Here is a 16,787-nt window from a genome sequence, read left to right on the forward strand (position 1 = left end):
GAAAAGGGTCAACCAGATGCTTGTCGGCGCGGAACATCCATTGCGCAGGGAACTCCATCAGGAACTCCACGCAAGACCTTCACTTTATTTCGATGGCGACACCGATGTCTGGCACGTCGCCATCGTTTCGGAGAACGCAGCTCCTCCCATCCCATCAGAACTGCTGGAGCTTGATGATGTCGCAATCACAGGCCAGGGAAGCCACGGCATAGGAAAATGTGGCGACGGTCGATTGAAATGGGAGGCGCATACCGAGTTTGTGACGTTGACCTACGTCTCACCGGCATCGATCGACCAACCGACTGCATTGCCGAAGCCGTTTTACGACTGCATTCGCTTCGTAGAAGGCAAGGTGATCGCTGCCGTGCGTGTCCTGGTGCGAGACGAAAAGGAGGCGCCGCGTCCAAAACCCGGGGTCGACTACGTCGCATCGAAAGTGGGCGGCGGCGACGCGGAGGTCTATTCGAGCTTCCGTCTCGATGATGACGGATTCGTGGAATTTCGCGTCTATAACCGCAACCTCAATGCCTACCGTACGGGTCGCATGGTGAGGCGGCTGCTGGAAATTGAAACCTACCGGATGATGGCGCTGCTCGGCATGCCGGTGGCGCGTGAGACGGTCAAACAACTTTCGGATTTTGACAGGCGCCTCACCGTTCTGATTGAGCACATGCAGAGCGAAATAAAGGTGGACAAGGCGCTTCTGTCGGAAGTGACGAAGCTATCTTCCGATGTCTTGAAGCTGACGGCAAAGGCAAAACAACGATTTGGAGCCACAAAGGCCTACGCCGAAATTGTCGCAAGCAGGATGATTGAGCTGCGCGAAGAACGAGTGGAGGACAGACAGCGTATCTGCACTTTCATCGACCGCCGCTTTCAGCCCGCCGTTCGCTTCGTCCATGCAACGGAGCGGCGTCTTTCCGAAGTGGGTGAGCGTGTCAGCCTTGCAGGCGATCTCCTGCGGACGACCGTCCAGGTACAGCTTGAGGACCAGAACGCATCGCTCCTAAGCTCGATGGAAGAGCGTGCACGCGTGCAGGTTCACATTCAGCAGGCAGTCGAGGGCTTTTCGGTCATCGCGATCACCTACTATGCCATCAGCCTGACAAAGGTGTGCCTGGAGGCGGCCGGCGAACTTGGCTTCGACGTCCATCTGGCAAAGGCCGGCCTGCTGTTTACCGTTCCCGTGGCAGTCTTCGCGATCTGGGCGGGCATTCGGCATGTCCGAAAGGGCATCGCAGCGCATAGCGCATCGTAACCAACGACACTCATCTTGGCAGCCAACACCATGTCCCAGACGTTTCCTCGCCTGTTCGCGCCTCTAAAGATTGGTTCCCGTACCCTTCGAAACCGAATTGTCTTCGGCGCGCACACCTCAAACCTCGCCTTGGAGGGTCTGCCGACCGAACGCCATGCGGCATATTATGCCGAGCGGGCGATCGGCGGCGCTGCGATGATTGTCGTCGAGCCGATGCCGGTGCATGCGTCCGCGGTCCTGACGCATCACAACTTCCGGCATTCGGACGACGCCGTTATTCCGCATTTCGCAAAGGTCGTCCGGGCGATAAAAGACAACGGCGCCGTTGCCATTCAGCAGCTCTACCATGTCGGCGCGCACGGCGACTCCGATAATTCCTTCCATCCTCATTGGTCGCCTTCCGGCTTGCCGAGCTATCACGATAGCGACGGCTCACATCCGATGACCGAAAACGAGATATGGGAAACCATCGATGGCTTCGTTCAGGCCGCACGGCGATGTCGCGAGGCGGGCTTTGATGGAGTGGAGGTCTGGGCGGCCTATCTCGGGATGGTCGATCAGTTCTGGACGCCCTGGAGCAACCGCCGGGACGACCAATGGGGAGGGTCGCTGGAAAATCGCACACGGATGTCTCGGGAAATACTCTCCAGGATTCGTGAGACCTGCGGGCCTGACTTCATCGTCGGCATCGCCGTCAGCGACGAGCCTGACGTAAAGGCAGCTCTTTCACGCGAGGAGCTCGCCGAGATCGTCAAACTCCATGACGAGCTCGGCCTGATAGACTACGTCACCTGCGGATCGGGCGGCTATCTCGACTTCTACAAGCTGATGCCGACTTTCATCTATCCTGAAAAGCTCGGGGCCGATCTGGCATCGACTTTGAAAAAGGTCGTGAAGAAAGCGGTCGTCACGGCAGAAAGTCACATCCGGACACCCGAGAATGCCGAGACGGTGCTGGGAGAGGGCGCCTGCGACCTGGTCTCGATCGTGCGAGGCCAAATCGCCGATCCTCATCTGGCACGGAAAGCCGGCGAAGGTCGCCCTGAGGACATTCGCGGCTGCATTTCGTGCAATCAGATGTGTTGGGGCCGCCGCTCACGCGATTACTGGATAAGCTGTCTGATCAATCCCTCTGCCGGCCGCGAGTCCGAGTGGAACGGCGATCGCTTCACAAAAACAGACGCCCCCAAACGGGTTCTCGTTATCGGCGGAGGGCCGGCTGGGCTGGAGGCAGCGAGAGTGGCCGCAGAGCGAGGCCATAGCGTAGTCCTCGCCGAGGCGTCCAATCACCTGGGCGGCAACTTCCTGCTGGCGGGGCTCCAGCCACGCCGGGCACAGATACTAGATCTCCTGGCATGGTACGAGCGCCAGCTCGAAAGCCTCGGCGTCGAAGTCCGGCTCAATACCTACGTGGAAGCTGAGGAAATCAATGCGGCCGAGTTGGATGTGGTCGTTGTGGCCACGGGATCCTATTCGCCGGAAACCGGCTTCCAGAAGGCGCTGCCGACTGTGGAGACCTTACCCGGCATCGAGAAGGGCGGCGTCTTTACCGTCGAAGGCGTGATGGCAAAGCAGGTCAGACCCGGAAAACACGTTCTTCTTCTCGACGAAGGCGGCGGCTGGAGGGCATGCGGCACGGCCTGGAAGCTGGCCGAAGACGGTCATTTGGTCACCATCGTCACCCCTGATCCTTTCGTCGGCAAAGAGCTTCAACGAACGGCAGCCGACGTCCCCATGCGACAGGCCCTGCGCAAACTCGGCGTCCAGTGGATCGTCGAATCGAGCGTGGTCGAGTGGAAGGGGAACGGCGCAACGCTCGTGGATCACAATACCGGCGAACATCACTTTGTAGAGGCGGATACGCTGGTCATGGCGACGACAAATCTTCCCGCGGATTGGCTGATGCCGGGTCTGTCGGCTTTGGGTGTCACCATTCGTCAGATCGGCGATTGCGCGGCCCCGCGACAAGCTCCCTACGCATTTTACGAAGGTCGAAAGACAGGATTGGAGATTTGATATGGCAGAAGAGGTCTCGCTCCGTAGGTCGGAAGCAGAAGAACTCGCAATGCGCGCCTGCGTAGCGGCCGGTGCGTCGCAGGCGAGCGCCCGTTCCCTCGTCGACGCAACATTGTCGGCTGCGCTTTTTGGTCCTGCAACGCTGGGCTTCCCGCATTTCGTGGATTACCTCAATGCCTTCGCCGAAGGCCGGATCAAGGGCGACTCGCAACCCAGTCTGCAACGGAGTTTCCCTGCATTCATGGTTTCGGATGCCGACGGCGGAATTGCCCAGCTCGGCTTTGACCTTGCCTTTGCGGATCTGGTTGAAACCACCCGCACATTAGGCGTCGCGGTGTTTACGCAGACCAACAGCTACACCGCGGGAGAGCTCGGATACTACGTTCGAAGGCTGGCCGGGGAAGGTCTTATCGGGCTAGCTGCAACAAACGCGAACGCAATGGTCGTACCCAAGCCTGGCGGTGTGGCCGTCTACAGCACGAACCCCATGGCATTCGGTTTTCCACTTGGCGACCAGACCCTTCCCTTGGTCATCGACCAGGCTTCCAGCGCAACCGCCTTCGTCAACATCGTTCAGGCGGCCGAACAGGGTCAGCCGATCCCCGACGGTTGGGCTGTCGACGAAAACGGCGAGCCGACACAAGACGCCACCAAGGCACTGACAGGAGCATTGCTGCCGTTCGGCGGCCGCAAGGGAGGGAACGTGGCATTGTTCGTCGAGATGCTTTCCGCGGGCCTCTCCGGAGGGCCATGGTCGCTGGACACTCCCGATTTCAGATCAGGGAATGCGTCTCCCGCTGTCGGCCTTAGCATTATTGCGATCATGCCAGGTCTCGGAGACGAGCGCATTCGTCGTGCTCACGCGCAGACCATTCGTCTTCACGATCACGGTGTCTTCATTCCCGGCGTCACTGGAATTCCTTTCCCGCCCTCCCCGACGGCGGAGCTTAAGATTCCGCGCACCGTCTTTGAGTCCATCAGTCGATTTGCGTCGCTGCAGGCAGAGCGCAACTAGCAAAAAAGAGATCGGAGCTCCCTGGCTGAGACTTCCGTCCAATCGTCGCGAACCATCGAACCACGAGAGTACAGGAACAAGAAAATGGCATTCAAACGCACCATCCAGGCGATCGATACGCATGCCGGCACGCCCATGCGTGTTGTCACCGGAGGCATACCCCATATCCCCGGCAATTCGGTCTACGAAAAGATGAAATGGCTCGAGAGCAATGACGATCAATTGCGCAAACTGTTGTTGCGCGAGCCGCGTGGATATTCTGCCCATTGCTGCAACATCATCGTGCCGCCGACCCATCCGGAGGCTCAGGCCGGCTACATCATCATGGAGCAGATCGAATATCCCGTCATGTCGGGCGGAAACACGATTTCGGTTGTGACCGTGCTTCTGGAAATGGGGATGCTGCCGATGAAGGAGCCGGTCACGGAGCTGGTTCTCGAGGCGCCCGCAGGTCTTATCCGGGTGAGCGCGCAATGCGAGAACGGCAAGGTGAAGAGCGTCACGTTCAAAAACGTGCCCGCCTTTGCCGCGCATCTGGACGCAGTCATCGACGTGCCGCACCTTGGCAAGGTGACCGTGGACGTCGGATGGGGCGGGATGTTCTATGCCATTGCGGATGTTCGCCAGTTCCGCGGGCTGGAGCTCAAGCCGGAGCACGGCAGGGAAATCGCAAGAATTTCGGCCATGATCAGGGAAGCCGCCATCGAACAATTGCCGGTGTCGCATCCGGATTATCCTGGCGTCGGCATCACCATTTCGCAACTCTCCGGCCCAACAGACGATCCGCGTGCGGACTGGAAGAACACCGTCACCATGGCGTCCGGGGAATTCTCATGGGACAATCCGGCTACTTGGACGGGTGCGCTGGATCGTTGCCCGTGCGGCACTGGTACATGCGCAAAGATGGCGGTGCTTCATGCCAAGGGCGAACTGCCGCTCAACCAGGATTTCCGCCATCAGGGAATTCTCGGAAACATCTATACCGGCAGGCTCGTCGAAGAGGCCAAGATCGGCGACCGGAACGCTGTGGTGCCGACAGTCAGCGGAACGAGCTGGATCTATGGCATCAACACGATCGTCCTGGACAATGACGATCCCTTCGTCGAGGGCTTCACCGTGGGAGATACCTGGGCCTGATTGCCGGACGAAAGAAAGCAACGGCTCAAGCTATTGAGCCTTGGGATCAGGGGCGGCGGCATGGAAATGCCGTCGCCCAAAGACGCCGTTTCTACTCTAACAATAGCTCGCTATCGGCTCACCCAGCACCTCAAGGCGCGGTGTTATTCCGAGTCCCGGAAGGCTCGGCGCTCTCACGCGGCCGTCTACGACTTCGAAGGGGCCGTCAGCAGTTTTGATCGATACGATATCGCGGCATTCCAGCACGCATCTTAAGTTCTTCTCAGGGACTGTCTGGCCCATATGCACGATGGCGGCAAAGGCGATGTCGGAACCCGTCGTTTCCTGAACGCTCACTGTAAGACCGGCCGCTACGCAGATGTCTCGGTGACGCCTGCCCCGGGTCAATCCACCATTCTTCGAGATTTTCAGCCCGATCCCTTCTGCCGCATCGTCGCCGACGATATGTGCAATCGTAGCATCGTCCGTAGCGAGTTCGTCGAAGATGATGGGAACATCGGTTCGACGCCTGAGTGAAATGCATTCGCGCCAGGTAGCGCATGGTGCCTCGAGGACGAAATCGAGGCCATCGGGCAGCAATCTCAGCATCCGAAGCGCCGTCTCGACGGTCATGCCTCCGTTCGCATCCACGATAAAGAATTCGCCCGGCTTCTTATCAGCAAGCGATGCCGCAATGCGCGCGGCGTCCATCGCCGGCTCGTCTCCGATTTTTACCGAATGGGCGATATAGCCCATCGCGCGGTGCTGTGCGACCCGGTGGCGCATGTCTTCGGGATCACCCATGTAGATCGAAGAGATTACGGGCATGGCGACATCGGTGCGGCCACCAAGGAGATCGCATACCGGCAGGTCCACCGCCTTTCCAAACACGTCCCAGCACGCCACATCGATCGCCGTCTTCGCGTGAAGATGACCGACAAGTGCTCCATCCATTGCATCGTTGATCCGATCGACACGTCTCGGATCGAGCCCGATGAGGCTCGGCGCGATTTCCGCGATCCCCGCTCGCACGCCGAGCGCATGGGAGGCAATCCAGGTCGATCCGAATGGCGTGCTCTCGCCCCATCCTTCGAGGCCATTGTTGGCCGTAATGCGGACGAGCGTCGCATCGAAACTTCGATATTCCCGCCCTCCGGACAGGCGGTAAACTCCGCCCGCATACGGCAGGTCCACCTTGAAAACATCGATCTTGGCAATCTTCAAATCTTTCATGGTCCATCCTTCAATCACGGAATGACGAGCACGAGCTTTCCGACGAGACTTTTCGACAGAAAGTCCTGTTGAGCCCGAATGATGTCTTTGAGCGGATATGTCTTTGCGATGACTGGCTTTATCTCGCCACGCTCGATGTAACCGACGAGGTTCTTGAACACGACGTCGTCCTGAAATGTGCATCCGAAGAACGACAGATCCTTGAGGTAAAGGGTCCTGACGTCGAGCTCGACAATGGGGCCGGCAATAGCTCCTGCAACGACGTATCGCCCGCCTCTTTTGAGGACCTCCAGAAGCTCGCCGAAAGACGGACCAGCCGTGACGTCGAGAGCGACATCCACCGAATCCTTCCCGAGCTTCTCGACGATATTCTCGCCGCGGGGAAGAACCTCGTCGGCCCCCAGCGCGAGCAATTGATCGGCCTTATCGCGCCCGGCAACCGCAGTGACAAAGGCGCCACGTCGCTTTGCCAGTTGGATCGCCGCGGATCCAACACCACCCGAAGCGCCCGTGATCAGAATACGTTCGCCATAGCTTACGTTAGCGCGATGAAGCATGCCCTCCGCCGTGGAATAGGCACAGGGTATGGACGCGAGTTCGACATCGCTCCAATCGCAGTCGACCTTGTAGCTTTCCGCAGACGGCGCCTTCGCATATTGAGCGAACCCGCCGTCGCATTCGGAACCGAAGGTCCAACATTCGTAGGGCCGGTATCCAACATAGGTCCGCAGCATATTGCGAACGAGAACGCGCTCGCCCAGGCGTTCCACGTTCACTCCCTCGCCAACGGCAACGATGCGGCCGCAGCAATCCGCACCCTGAATTCGCGGAAATGTCATTGGCGTGCCGGACCAACTGGCATCGAGATCTTTCGCAGACTGGAAACCTTCTGTCGCGCCGGTTTCCGTTCCTGCGCTTACCGCCTTCGAATACCATCCGATCCGTGTGTTGATATCGGTATTGTTGACGCCAGCGGCGGCAACACGGATCAGGATCTCGCCGGGGCCTGGCCTCGGAACCGGAATATCGTCCCGGTATTGAAGCTTATCAAATCCACCGTGGCCAACTAGCTCGACACCGCTCATGCGATCCGGCAAAGACGCCGAAATCTGATTTGTGGCTGCAGGTTCGTTCAGGCTCATCTTCACCCACTATTGCTTGTTTGAGGCTTTGGACGACGCCGATAATTGGCGTGCTCTCCAAGCATGAAAACGGCATCTGCGGGTTGAAGACAACGCACTTAAAACTCAGCAATGCTGTGAGTTAATCTCAATCTTGTCAGGCATTTCCAACGGGAGCCTCCTCCCCAACAATGATTGGGAGAAGCAGCCTTTCACCATCGCTCTCGGCGTGGCGATGGCGTATCGTGTCGGTTCCAGAGTGGAGAAAAACAATTGGTTCGTCGCTTTTACGGCCTTCCTTCCCTTACGGCGCTGGCAGCTTTCGAAGCCGCTGCACGACATGGAAGTTTCACGCTGGCTGCCGCCGAATTGAACGTCACGCCTGGGGCGGTGAGCAGGCAGATCAAGGCCATGGAGGACGATGTTGGCGTATTGCTGTTTGCCCGCAAGGCGAGAGGAGTGACGCTGACAGCGCCTGCCGAAGAGTTATACAACGCCCTGGCGACCGGATTTGCCCGCGCCTCAGATGTCATCAATTCCATTCGACGTGGAGACAAGGCTCGAAACGTCACGATCGCTTGCAGCGACGTCTTCGCTACGATGTGGCTCGTACCGCGAATGCCGGACTTCTGGCGGACCTTTGAAGAAATAACCGTCGATCACCTGATCTCCGATAACGTCAAGAATTTTCGCCGGGCCGAGGTGGAGCTCAGAATCCGCTATGGCCTTGGCGCATGGATCGACGAGACGGCGGAGTTTTTGTTTGACGATTGCCTCTATCCTGTGTGCAGCGCAGCATTTGCGGAACGGCATCAAGGCGCAACGACTGCCGATCTGAGTGACCTTCCGTTGTTGAACGTCGAATGGGTCGAACCTGATTGGATGGGCTGGGAGGAGGTATTGGTGCGCGCAGGCGTCGCCTCAAGCTCTGCGAATGTGAGACGCTTCGGCAAATTCAGCGTGGCGCTGCAAGCTGCCATGGCAGACCAGGGGCTGGTGGTCGGCTGGCATCGGTTGGTCGGGCCGCTCGTGGAAAAGGGCGAACTCGTCCGCTTCACCGATCTCGTCATACCGGCGCCCGGCGGCTACTACCTTACCTGGAACAGTAACCGTGAACTTTCGGTGGCGGCGGAGACAGTTCGAGACTGGATAAGGAAACTCGCCGCGCAAGAGCGGGATGCACCAATGCCTCGGAAAGGCAAATAGGCTTTAAGCCGGTGGGCGATAAGTTAGGGCGCGCGAAGCGTCGCGCGCCCTCGCTTAAGACTTACAAAGCAGCTTCAACCTTCTTTGCTACGTCGGCAGGAACCCACTTGGTCCAGATATCCTTGTTTTCCTTGAGGAAATGCTTGGAACCTTCGTCGCCGGTCGCCTGGTTTTCCGTCTCCCAGGCCATCACCTTGCCGACGGTCGCATTGCTCCAACCGCGCGTCTTGAAGTATTCGAGGACTTCCGGCGGGGCGCTGTCGGCAAACTTCTTCGTCAGAACGGTGTAGACGTTGTCGACGGGCCAAGCGGCCGGCTTGGGATCCGGGCACTGAAGATTGGTGATGCAACGCTTCCACTCGGCAGCATCCTGCGGAACGGTGAACTTCAACATCACCATATCGTACTTTCCGAGCAACGCAGTCGGAGCCCAGTAATAGGTGATGAAACCTTCTTTGCGTTCGTAAGCCTTGGCTATCGCACCATCGAGACCGGCCGCAGAGCCGGGGTCGAGGAGGTTGAACCCCTTGTCGGTTGCGTTGTAAGCCTTGAAGAGTTGTGCGGTAACGACGGTTGCGCCCCAGCCCTGGGCTCCGTTGAAGATCACACCCTTGCTCGAGTCTTCAGGATCGGGAAAGAGTTCGGGATGCTTGAGCGCATCGTCGATCGTCTTGATATCCGGATGCGCCTCGGCAACGTATTTCGGAATCCACCAGCCCTGAACACCACCGTCCGGCAGCGCCTTTGCCGCCTCGATGATCTTCTGCTCCTTCAGGCCGCGAGGAACGATTTCCGGCAGAAGATCAACCCAGGTCTCCGACGAAACGTCAGGTTCGCTCTTTTCAACCATGGACGTCGTCGACGGCACGGTGTCGCCGGGCATCGTTTCCACGCTGCAACCGTAACCGTTCTCCAAGATGAACTTATCGACATACGTCAGGACTTCCGCGCTTTGAACATTGTGCAAAGCAAGGGTGACGGTGCCACAGCCGGCGGCAGAGGCAGGCAGTGACAGGCCCAAATAGCCGACGGCGAGACATGTAGATGCAAGCAAATACTTCATTGAGTTCCCTCTATTCTTAGCGGCAGTCGATAGGAACAGGGTGCCGCAGAACCTGTCCCGAAGGTTAACCCATCTGTCTATCGATCGATTGAAAGCCGCGTGACGCCGGCCCTGAGCCGATGGAGATTGCGTCATTCTCCTCGCCGACGATTTGGCATCGGCAGATCATTTGAAGCGTCGTCGGACAACGCGCCGCTTCCGGTGATTTTCATGGGCATCGCATCACGTCTCCTCTTTTGGAAACTCACAGCGGTCGTGCATCGATGGACGAGGGCCTTCCCCAGCGGCGTTCTCACGCGTCCCGTCATCCCATCGAGCGGATTGGGAGAGCTTCTAGCAAAAGCGGATCAGCGTAACAAGCAAAATGTACATATATGTCTATTAAATTTTCATCTATGGTTGTTTTGTGTACTCTAATGTACATTCCAAGCTATTGCCAGAACAACGAATTTCGCCAAAGATCCAGAATTTCTCAGCCGTTGCACCGACGCGGAGGGAATCTGCAGCCGGGCGGGAACGCCGGAGCGATTTTCGAGAGATGCTCGCTGAGATGGCTGAACACACGTGATCGCGAGGCGAACGCCGTCCGCCGCGGAGAAGTCCGCCTTAGGGTCGCTTAGTTGCGGGAGCCAACGCGGTGCCCTTGGGAAGGTGCTCCATCAGAGATTGGCACGCCCGCATAATGTGGGCGTAGACAAGACTGCCGGCACCCTCGACGTCCCGCTTGCGGCAAAGTTCGAGGATCTGACGATGCTCATCGTCGGCGACCTGATGCCCGTTCGAAAGCGTGAGCTGAATCCGCAAGTAGCGTTCGATCCGATCATTCACCGACCGTATCATGTTCACCATGTACGGCCTGTGGGCATCCTCATAGAGCCGTGAATGAAAACGCCAATTGAGCTCGGCCCATCGTCCGATGTCCGTTTCCTGAGCAAACGCGTCGCAATAGGCTTGCGCCTGTGCGTAAGTCTCCTCTGTCATTTGAGGAATTGAAAGTTTTATCGCGCTGGATTCCAGGATCGCGCGTACCTCAAAAATCTGGACGAGCTCCGGCTCGGAGGTCGGCGTCACCACCGCTCCGCGATTTCTCTGGAAAGCGACGAGACCTTCGGCCTCCAGGCGCTTCAACGCTTCCCGAACAGGGATTTTGGAGACGTTGAACATGCGGGCGACTTCGTCCTGGCGGATCGGCTCACCCTCGTCGAGCGTCCCATCAATGATGGAATCGCGGATGAACTTGACGATTACGTCCGAAGCCGTTGGGACGCTTCCCAAATTCGTAGCCTGCTCTGAGTTAAACGGCATTCCCGGTTCGCGTCCTTGGTTCTCGATAGGCGAGCAATATCGTAGGCCACTTTTGTTCTCAAGGCTTCCGCATTTGTCGGGACGTCCAACGTCGCAGATGCTTCCGTACGCCATCTTCCATAAGCCAGCCTTGACTCACCTTTCGTAGATCGTATACGTTATCCGAAATTGATGCGAATGTGACATAATCCATGGGGAACGAAGATGCGAACGTCAAAGGTTGTGCACGTTGTTAGCTGCCACGCCGAAGGCGAGGTCGGCGATGTTATCGTCGGCGGCGTCGCCCCACCGCCGGGCGCAACCGTCTGGGATCAGGCTCGTTGGATCGCTGAGGACGAAACGCTGCGGAACTTCGTCCTGAACGAGCCTCGCGGGGGAGTCTTCAGACATGTGAACCTTCTTGTCCCACCAAAGAACCCGAAGGCGCAGATGGGCTGGATCATCATGGAGCCGGCCGATACCCCACCCATGTCGGGCTCAAACTCCATGTGCGTCTCAACCGTCCTTCTCGATACCGGCATTATCCCGATGCAGGAACCGATCACGCGCATGGTGCTGGAACCGCCAGGCGGCTTGATCGAGGTTGAGGCAGAGTGCCGCAATGGCAAGGCCGAGCGTATCCGTGTGCGGAATGTTCCTTCCTTCGCCGATAAGCTCGATGCCAAGCTCGAAGTCGAAGGAATTGGCACCTTGACTGTCGACACCGCCTATGGCGGCGACAGCTTCGTCGTCGTCGACGCGGCGTCGCTGGGATTGCAGCTCCAGCCCGACCAGGCTCGAGATATCGCCCGGCTTGGCGTAAAGATCACAGAAGCTGCGAACGAACAGCTTGGCTTCAAGCATCCGGCAAACGACTGGGGCCACATCTCATTCTGCCAAATCACCGATCCTGTGGTCATGAAGGACGGCGTGCTTTGGGGCAAGAATGCCGTCGCCATACGTCCGGGTAAGATCGACCGTTCCCCTTGCGGGACCGGATGCTCGGCGCGAATGGCAATTCTCCATGCGAAGGGCCAGATGAAGCCGGGCGACAAGTTCGTGGGCACCTCGTTGCTCGATACGGAATTCCATTGCAGCATCGACAGTGAAGTTGACATCAACGGCAAGCTCGGCATCAATCCGATCATTTCAGGCCGGGCGTGGGTGATCGGTACGAAACAGCTAATGGTCGATCCTAGCGACCCATTTCAAGCGGGTTATCGCCTCTCGGACACTTGGCCCATGGATATCTAGGAGGCAAATCTTGCCATTGATACATGTCGAGCCATACGCCGGTCTCGAAGGATTAATCGGATGATCGAAAATCCAGAAGACTCCATCCGTATCAGCTTTGGCGATCTAAAATTGCTATTGGTCAAGATCTTTGTTCGCTTCGGGGTCTCCGAGGCGAATGCGGCGATCCTGGCCGAAAATTGTGCCGGATGTGAACGCGACGGCAGCATGAGCCATGGCGTGTTTCGTATTCCCGGTTATGTTGCCACGCTTGGGAGCGGCTGGGTGGATGGTAAGGCAGTGCCTACCATCGAAGATGGCGGCGAGGCCTTCGTTCGCGTCGACGCCAGGAACGGCTTTGCTCAACCGGCACTAGCGGCTGCCACGCCGCTGTTGATCGAAAAAGCTTCAAGATACGGCGCGGCAGTCCTCGCGATCCGGAACTCGCATCATTTCAGTGCGCTTTGGCAAGATCTTGAACCGTTTGCCAGAAAGGGTTTCGTCGCACTTTCGATGGTGTCCGGACTGGCATGCGTTGCGCCTCCGGGAAGTGCGAAGCCGATCATGGGAACCAACCCCATTGCCTTTGCAACACCGGTTGCGGGCGCTGATCCCTTCGTTTTCGACTTCGCGACCAGCGCAATGTCGAATGGCGATCTGCGGATCGCGGCGCGTGAGGGCCATAACGTTCCGCCGGGCACCGGAGTCGATGCCGAGGGCCAGTTGAGCGAGGATCCGAAAAGAATTCTTGCGGGCGGTTCTCTTCTTCCGTTCGGCGGCCACAAGGGCTTCGCCCTTTCACTCATGGTGGAGGTTCTGGCATCTGGGCTAACGGGTGGTCAATTTTCAACGGAGGTCGATTTCTCGACTCATCCCGGTGCAGAAACCCCGAAAACCGGGCAGGCTCTGATCCTTATTGATCCGACGTGCGGAAACAATAACGCATTTGCAAGCCGGGTTGCCCATCTGATTGAATTGGTCCGGCAGTCCGGCGGAACACGACTGCCGTCAGACCGAAGGTATAGGACACGAGCAGCGTCAGAGCGCGATGGCATCCGATTGAGCGCCAGCACTTACGAACAGCTACGTTCATTCGCTCAATAGAACGGCGTTCTTCTGGCGCTCAACAGGGAAGACGAAGATTAGTCTACCTCATAGCCATGAAAGTCCGGGTGCCGTGGAAAATCATCTTCTGCCGTGTTGGTCTTTTCAGCTTTTGGCATCTTCACGCTGAAGGCGGCAAGCACCGCCTTGATGGCAATTGGCCCATAATTGTCGGCAAGGTCTGAGACTTCGTTCGGCTGATTTTCGATCTTGCGGCGCATGATGTGACCCTCAGCGAGTGCTGTAATTGTGAGAATTGCTGGATGAATGGAAGTGTTTCGTGCGCTGGCGGATAAGGGTTGCCACGAAGACGACAGCTATCGGGCTTACTAATCCCATTGCCAATTCCGCGTCGAATGCATGGATTCCATGCGCCAAACCTTTAAGGAAATAGCCAAGCAGCCCAACGACGTAATAGCTGACAGCCGCAATCGAAAGCCCCTCCACCGTCTGCTGGAGACGTAGCTGAAGCTGAGCGCGTTCGCTCATCGTCTGCAGAATGTCCCTGTTCTGTCGCTCCATCGCCACATCGACTTTCGCTCGCAACAATTGGGTCGCGCGCGCCAGCTTCCGCGAAAGGTTGACCTGCCTTTCCTCAAGCGAAAAGCATGTTTGAAGCGCCGGCGCCATGCGCCGATTGAGGAATGCCTGAAAGGTTTCGCGATCCGGCACCGGTTCGAAACCGATTGCGGTGATCCTTCCGAGAACAATATTCTGATAGGCGCGGCTTGCTCCAAAGCGGAACAGGGATTTCGCCGCACCTGCTTCAAGGCGTGCTGCAAGCACGACGAGCTTATCCAGCAAGCTTTCGTTGTCTTCCAGCGAGACGGTTTGCGTCATTTCCTGCGTTGCATCGACCAGTGAACGCTCGATCTGGCGCACGGACGGCTCCAGACGCTGAGCTTCGGGCAGACATAATAGAGCGAGGACTCGATAGGTTTCGAGTTCAAGCAGTCTCTGGGCAAGCGCACCAATCCGCATGGCGGGCACGCCATTGTTGACCACGAGAATTTTGACGAAGCCGCCGGCGTCCGGCTTGAAATCCGTGGCAACTATTACGCCCCCTTTTTCGGCGGTCATGACGCAAAGGGACTCCTTTGCGAACATTGCATCGATATCGGGCGCCGAAGACACATCAACTATGTGCAGGTCGATGGCGACGAGGTGCGGGCCTGGCTGGAGAATGGCATACATCTGCGGAGCAAGAGTTGCCGGTTCCGCAGCAAAATCCGCCTGGGCGGGATGCTTGTAATACCAGCAATAGGTCGCAAATTCGCTGTGCCGTTCCCAGCGAAGATGAATATCGCCGAACGACACGCGATGATGTCTCGCATTGGCCGGAATGGGGTCGTGGCCGTTTTCCTGGCAGTAAAGCGAAAGCGCTTCGCGCTCAGTGTCCCGTTCGGCTCCCGCTGAAAGAAACGCGAAATGCAAAAGACGTGCCGGCGTTTCGATCGGCCTGAACGGCCGGGCATGTACCTCCTCAAGCACAAACGCCCGGTCCTCATGGGGCCAAAGCATAGGCGCCGCCCTTTCAATTGCAGTGGTGTCTGCCATCGGTCCCCCTCCAGATACCGAACAGAAATCAAGGAGATAGGTCTGCTCTCACTGCTGGAATTTGACCATGGTTCCCCCGCCCGCTGCTTGATCCGTCGGATAGACCTCGACACGCGAGACGTCGACGAAGACCGGCAGGTCGATGATGTTTTCGACCACGCGAGCGATGTTTTCAGGCTGAATGGAGCGATAGCCGTCATAGAGCACGGCATTCGCCTGACCATCCGGAATAGAGGTGCGGTAAAGTGAGGTCTCGACACGTCCGGGGACGATCTCGCTGACGCGCACCGATGTCCCCAGCAAATCAAGACGAAGATTGTCGCAGAACAGGCTCAAGCCGGCTTTGGAGGCGCCATAGGCCGACGAATTCGGGAAAGCGGCCCGCCCCGCGATCGAGCCGATGAAAATCAAATGACCGCGCCTGCGTTCCACCATGCCCGGCACAACCGCCCGCGTGAGACGCATCGGCGCCTTCAGGTTGACGTCGATCATGGCGTCGATCTCGTCCAGATCGATCTCATGGAAGGATGCCCGGGTCGACAGGATGCCGGCATTGTTGATGAGGATATCAACCTCTATGCCATTCAGCGCTTCGGCGATCCTCTGCGTATCGCGCACATCCGCCTTGATCGGGATCGCACCGCTGGTCTCGGAGAGTTCCTTGAGCACATCTTCGTTGCGGCCGACCGCATAGACCGTGAATCCGCGTTGCCTAAGAGCGACGACAATCGCCTTGCCGATACCGCTGGTCGCTCCGGTTACGACCACGGTGCGATAGACATCAGACATAGATGTAGCCTCCGCTGATGACGACGTTTTCACCGGTGGCATAGGTGTTGCGGCTTGATGCCATCATGACGATCCACTCCGCCATTTCGACCGGCTCAGCTGCGCGGCCGAGCGCGCTGGCCTTGGCCAGTTCCGGCAGGAAGCCAAGTTCCTTGGCGCGATCGGTCGCAAAGCCGGCCGGCGCAACCGAATTGACGAGAATCTGATCCTTGGCGCATTCCTGAGCGAAAGATTTGGTCAGGCTGACCACGGCTGCCTTGGTCGCGGCATAGTGGGCATTCTGGGGATGTGCCTTGAAGGCGTCGACCGAGGTGACGTTGACGATGCGTCCCGTCACTTCCGGAGCATTCACATGCTGGCGCATATGAAGTACGGCAGCTACCATCATGTGATAGGTGCCCTTGACGTTGATGGCGTTTTCGAGATCCCACTCCTCATCGGTGATTTCGAGAATCGGCCGACGCGGATAAATCGCGGCACTGTTGACGAGGACATGGATGCGACCAAGCTGCCCGACGATTTCGTTGAAACCCCGATGCGCCGTTTCGGCGCGGGAGATGTCGGCGACCGCCGTCGCCACCTCTGCGCCGAGAGCACGCAGCACCTGCGCGGACGAAGCCAGCAATTGTTCATTGCGGTCGATCAGGCCGATTTTGGTTGCACCATGAGAGATCATAAGCTTCGCTGTCGTCAGCCCGAGACCAGATGCGCCACCGACGATGATTGCGGTTTGGTTCTTCAAGTTCCACCTCGTTGTTTTGCGTTGCGTCACCTAATTTGTATGTTATCACT

Annotated in this window: 15 protein-coding genes; 7 read left to right on the plus strand and 8 right to left on the minus strand. The window is 57.9% G+C overall.

Going from position 1 to position 16,787, the window contains the following annotated elements; genetic code table 11:
• Positions 1-16: 16 nt before the first annotated feature.
• The 4 genes from PH547_RS16140 to PH547_RS16155 all read left to right on the plus strand — a co-directional run bounded on the left by PH547_RS16140 (position 17) and on the right by PH547_RS16155 (position 5,426).
• Positions 17-1,258, plus strand: a complete 1,242-nt coding sequence (locus PH547_RS16140; protein ID WP_285168824.1) for a DUF3422 domain-containing protein — start codon at positions 17-19, stop codon at positions 1,256-1,258.
• A 30-nt stretch (positions 1,259-1,288) separates the two neighbouring features.
• Positions 1,289-3,274 (plus strand): oxidoreductase, encoded by a 1,986-nt coding sequence (locus PH547_RS16145; RefSeq protein WP_285168825.1) that lies wholly within the window; start codon positions 1,289-1,291, stop codon positions 3,272-3,274.
• Between the two features lies 1 nt (position 3,275).
• The gene (locus tag PH547_RS16150) at positions 3,276-4,289 is read left to right on the plus strand and encodes an Ldh family oxidoreductase (RefSeq protein ID WP_260304701.1); all 1,014 of its coding nucleotides are present in this window, start codon (positions 3,276-3,278) and stop codon (positions 4,287-4,289) included.
• An 84-nt stretch (positions 4,290-4,373) separates the two neighbouring features.
• Positions 4,374-5,426, plus strand: coding sequence for a proline racemase family protein (locus PH547_RS16155; protein WP_104826141.1), 1,053 nt, complete (start codon positions 4,374-4,376; stop codon positions 5,424-5,426).
• Positions 5,427-5,522: 96 nt separating this feature from the next.
• Here PH547_RS16155 and PH547_RS16160 read toward each other — a convergent pair whose 3' ends face one another.
• Positions 5,523-6,638 carry a mandelate racemase/muconate lactonizing enzyme family protein gene (locus PH547_RS16160; RefSeq protein WP_285168827.1) on the minus strand — a complete coding sequence of 372 codons (1,116 nt, stop codon included), beginning with the start codon at positions 6,636-6,638 and terminating at the stop codon, positions 5,523-5,525.
• A gap of 14 nt (positions 6,639-6,652) precedes the next feature.
• On the minus strand, positions 6,653-7,780 hold the full coding sequence (locus tag PH547_RS16165; RefSeq protein WP_285168828.1) for an alcohol dehydrogenase family protein: 1,128 nt from the start codon (positions 7,778-7,780) through the stop codon (positions 6,653-6,655).
• A gap of 252 nt (positions 7,781-8,032) precedes the next feature.
• On the opposite strand from PH547_RS16165, the gene PH547_RS16170 reads away from it, so the two are divergent.
• Positions 8,033-8,965 carry a LysR substrate-binding domain-containing protein gene (locus PH547_RS16170; protein ID WP_285168829.1) on the plus strand — a complete coding sequence of 311 codons (933 nt, stop codon included), beginning with the start codon at positions 8,033-8,035 and terminating at the stop codon, positions 8,963-8,965.
• A gap of 61 nt (positions 8,966-9,026) precedes the next feature.
• On the opposite strand, the gene PH547_RS16175 is transcribed toward PH547_RS16170, so the two are convergent.
• Positions 9,027-10,028: a glycine betaine ABC transporter substrate-binding protein gene (locus PH547_RS16175; RefSeq protein WP_104826138.1), complete on the minus strand. Its 1,002-nt coding sequence runs from the start codon at positions 10,026-10,028 to the stop codon at positions 9,027-9,029.
• Between the two features lie 606 nt (positions 10,029-10,634).
• Positions 10,635-11,333, minus strand: coding sequence for a GntR family transcriptional regulator (locus PH547_RS16180; protein ID WP_260305280.1), 699 nt, complete (start codon positions 11,331-11,333; stop codon positions 10,635-10,637).
• A gap of 204 nt (positions 11,334-11,537) precedes the next feature.
• On the opposite strand from PH547_RS16180, the gene PH547_RS16185 reads away from it, so the two are divergent.
• Positions 11,538-12,566 (plus strand): trans-3-hydroxy-L-proline dehydratase, encoded by a 1,029-nt coding sequence (locus tag PH547_RS16185; RefSeq protein WP_285168830.1) that lies wholly within the window; start codon positions 11,538-11,540, stop codon positions 12,564-12,566.
• A gap of 60 nt (positions 12,567-12,626) precedes the next feature.
• Positions 12,627-13,649, plus strand: a complete 1,023-nt coding sequence (locus PH547_RS16190; protein ID WP_285168831.1) for an Ldh family oxidoreductase — start codon at positions 12,627-12,629, stop codon at positions 13,647-13,649.
• A 38-nt stretch (positions 13,650-13,687) separates the two neighbouring features.
• Here PH547_RS16190 and PH547_RS16195 read toward each other — a convergent pair whose 3' ends face one another.
• Genes PH547_RS16195 through PH547_RS16210 form a run of 4 tightly spaced genes read right to left on the minus strand, consistent with a single transcriptional unit; the run spans position 13,688 to position 16,737 of the window.
• Entirely contained in the window at positions 13,688-13,870 is a 183-nt protein-coding gene (locus PH547_RS16195) for a hypothetical protein (protein WP_260304695.1), read from the minus strand.
• 10 nt (positions 13,871-13,880) lie between these two features.
• On the minus strand, positions 13,881-15,206 hold the full coding sequence (locus PH547_RS16200) for a DUF3422 domain-containing protein (protein WP_285168832.1): 1,326 nt from the start codon (positions 15,204-15,206) through the stop codon (positions 13,881-13,883).
• A gap of 48 nt (positions 15,207-15,254) precedes the next feature.
• The gene (locus PH547_RS16205) at positions 15,255-15,995 is read right to left on the minus strand and encodes an SDR family oxidoreductase (RefSeq protein WP_285168833.1); all 741 of its coding nucleotides are present in this window, start codon (positions 15,993-15,995) and stop codon (positions 15,255-15,257) included.
• The gene (locus PH547_RS16210) at positions 15,988-16,737 is read right to left on the minus strand and encodes an SDR family NAD(P)-dependent oxidoreductase (RefSeq protein ID WP_260304692.1); all 750 of its coding nucleotides are present in this window, start codon (positions 16,735-16,737) and stop codon (positions 15,988-15,990) included. Before PH547_RS16210 ends, PH547_RS16205 begins: the two co-directional genes overlap by 8 nt.
• Positions 16,738-16,787: the final 50 nt, after the last annotated feature.

Source organism: Rhizobium cerradonense (assembly GCF_030182455.1).
Classification (GTDB): domain Bacteria; phylum Pseudomonadota; class Alphaproteobacteria; order Rhizobiales; family Rhizobiaceae; genus Rhizobium.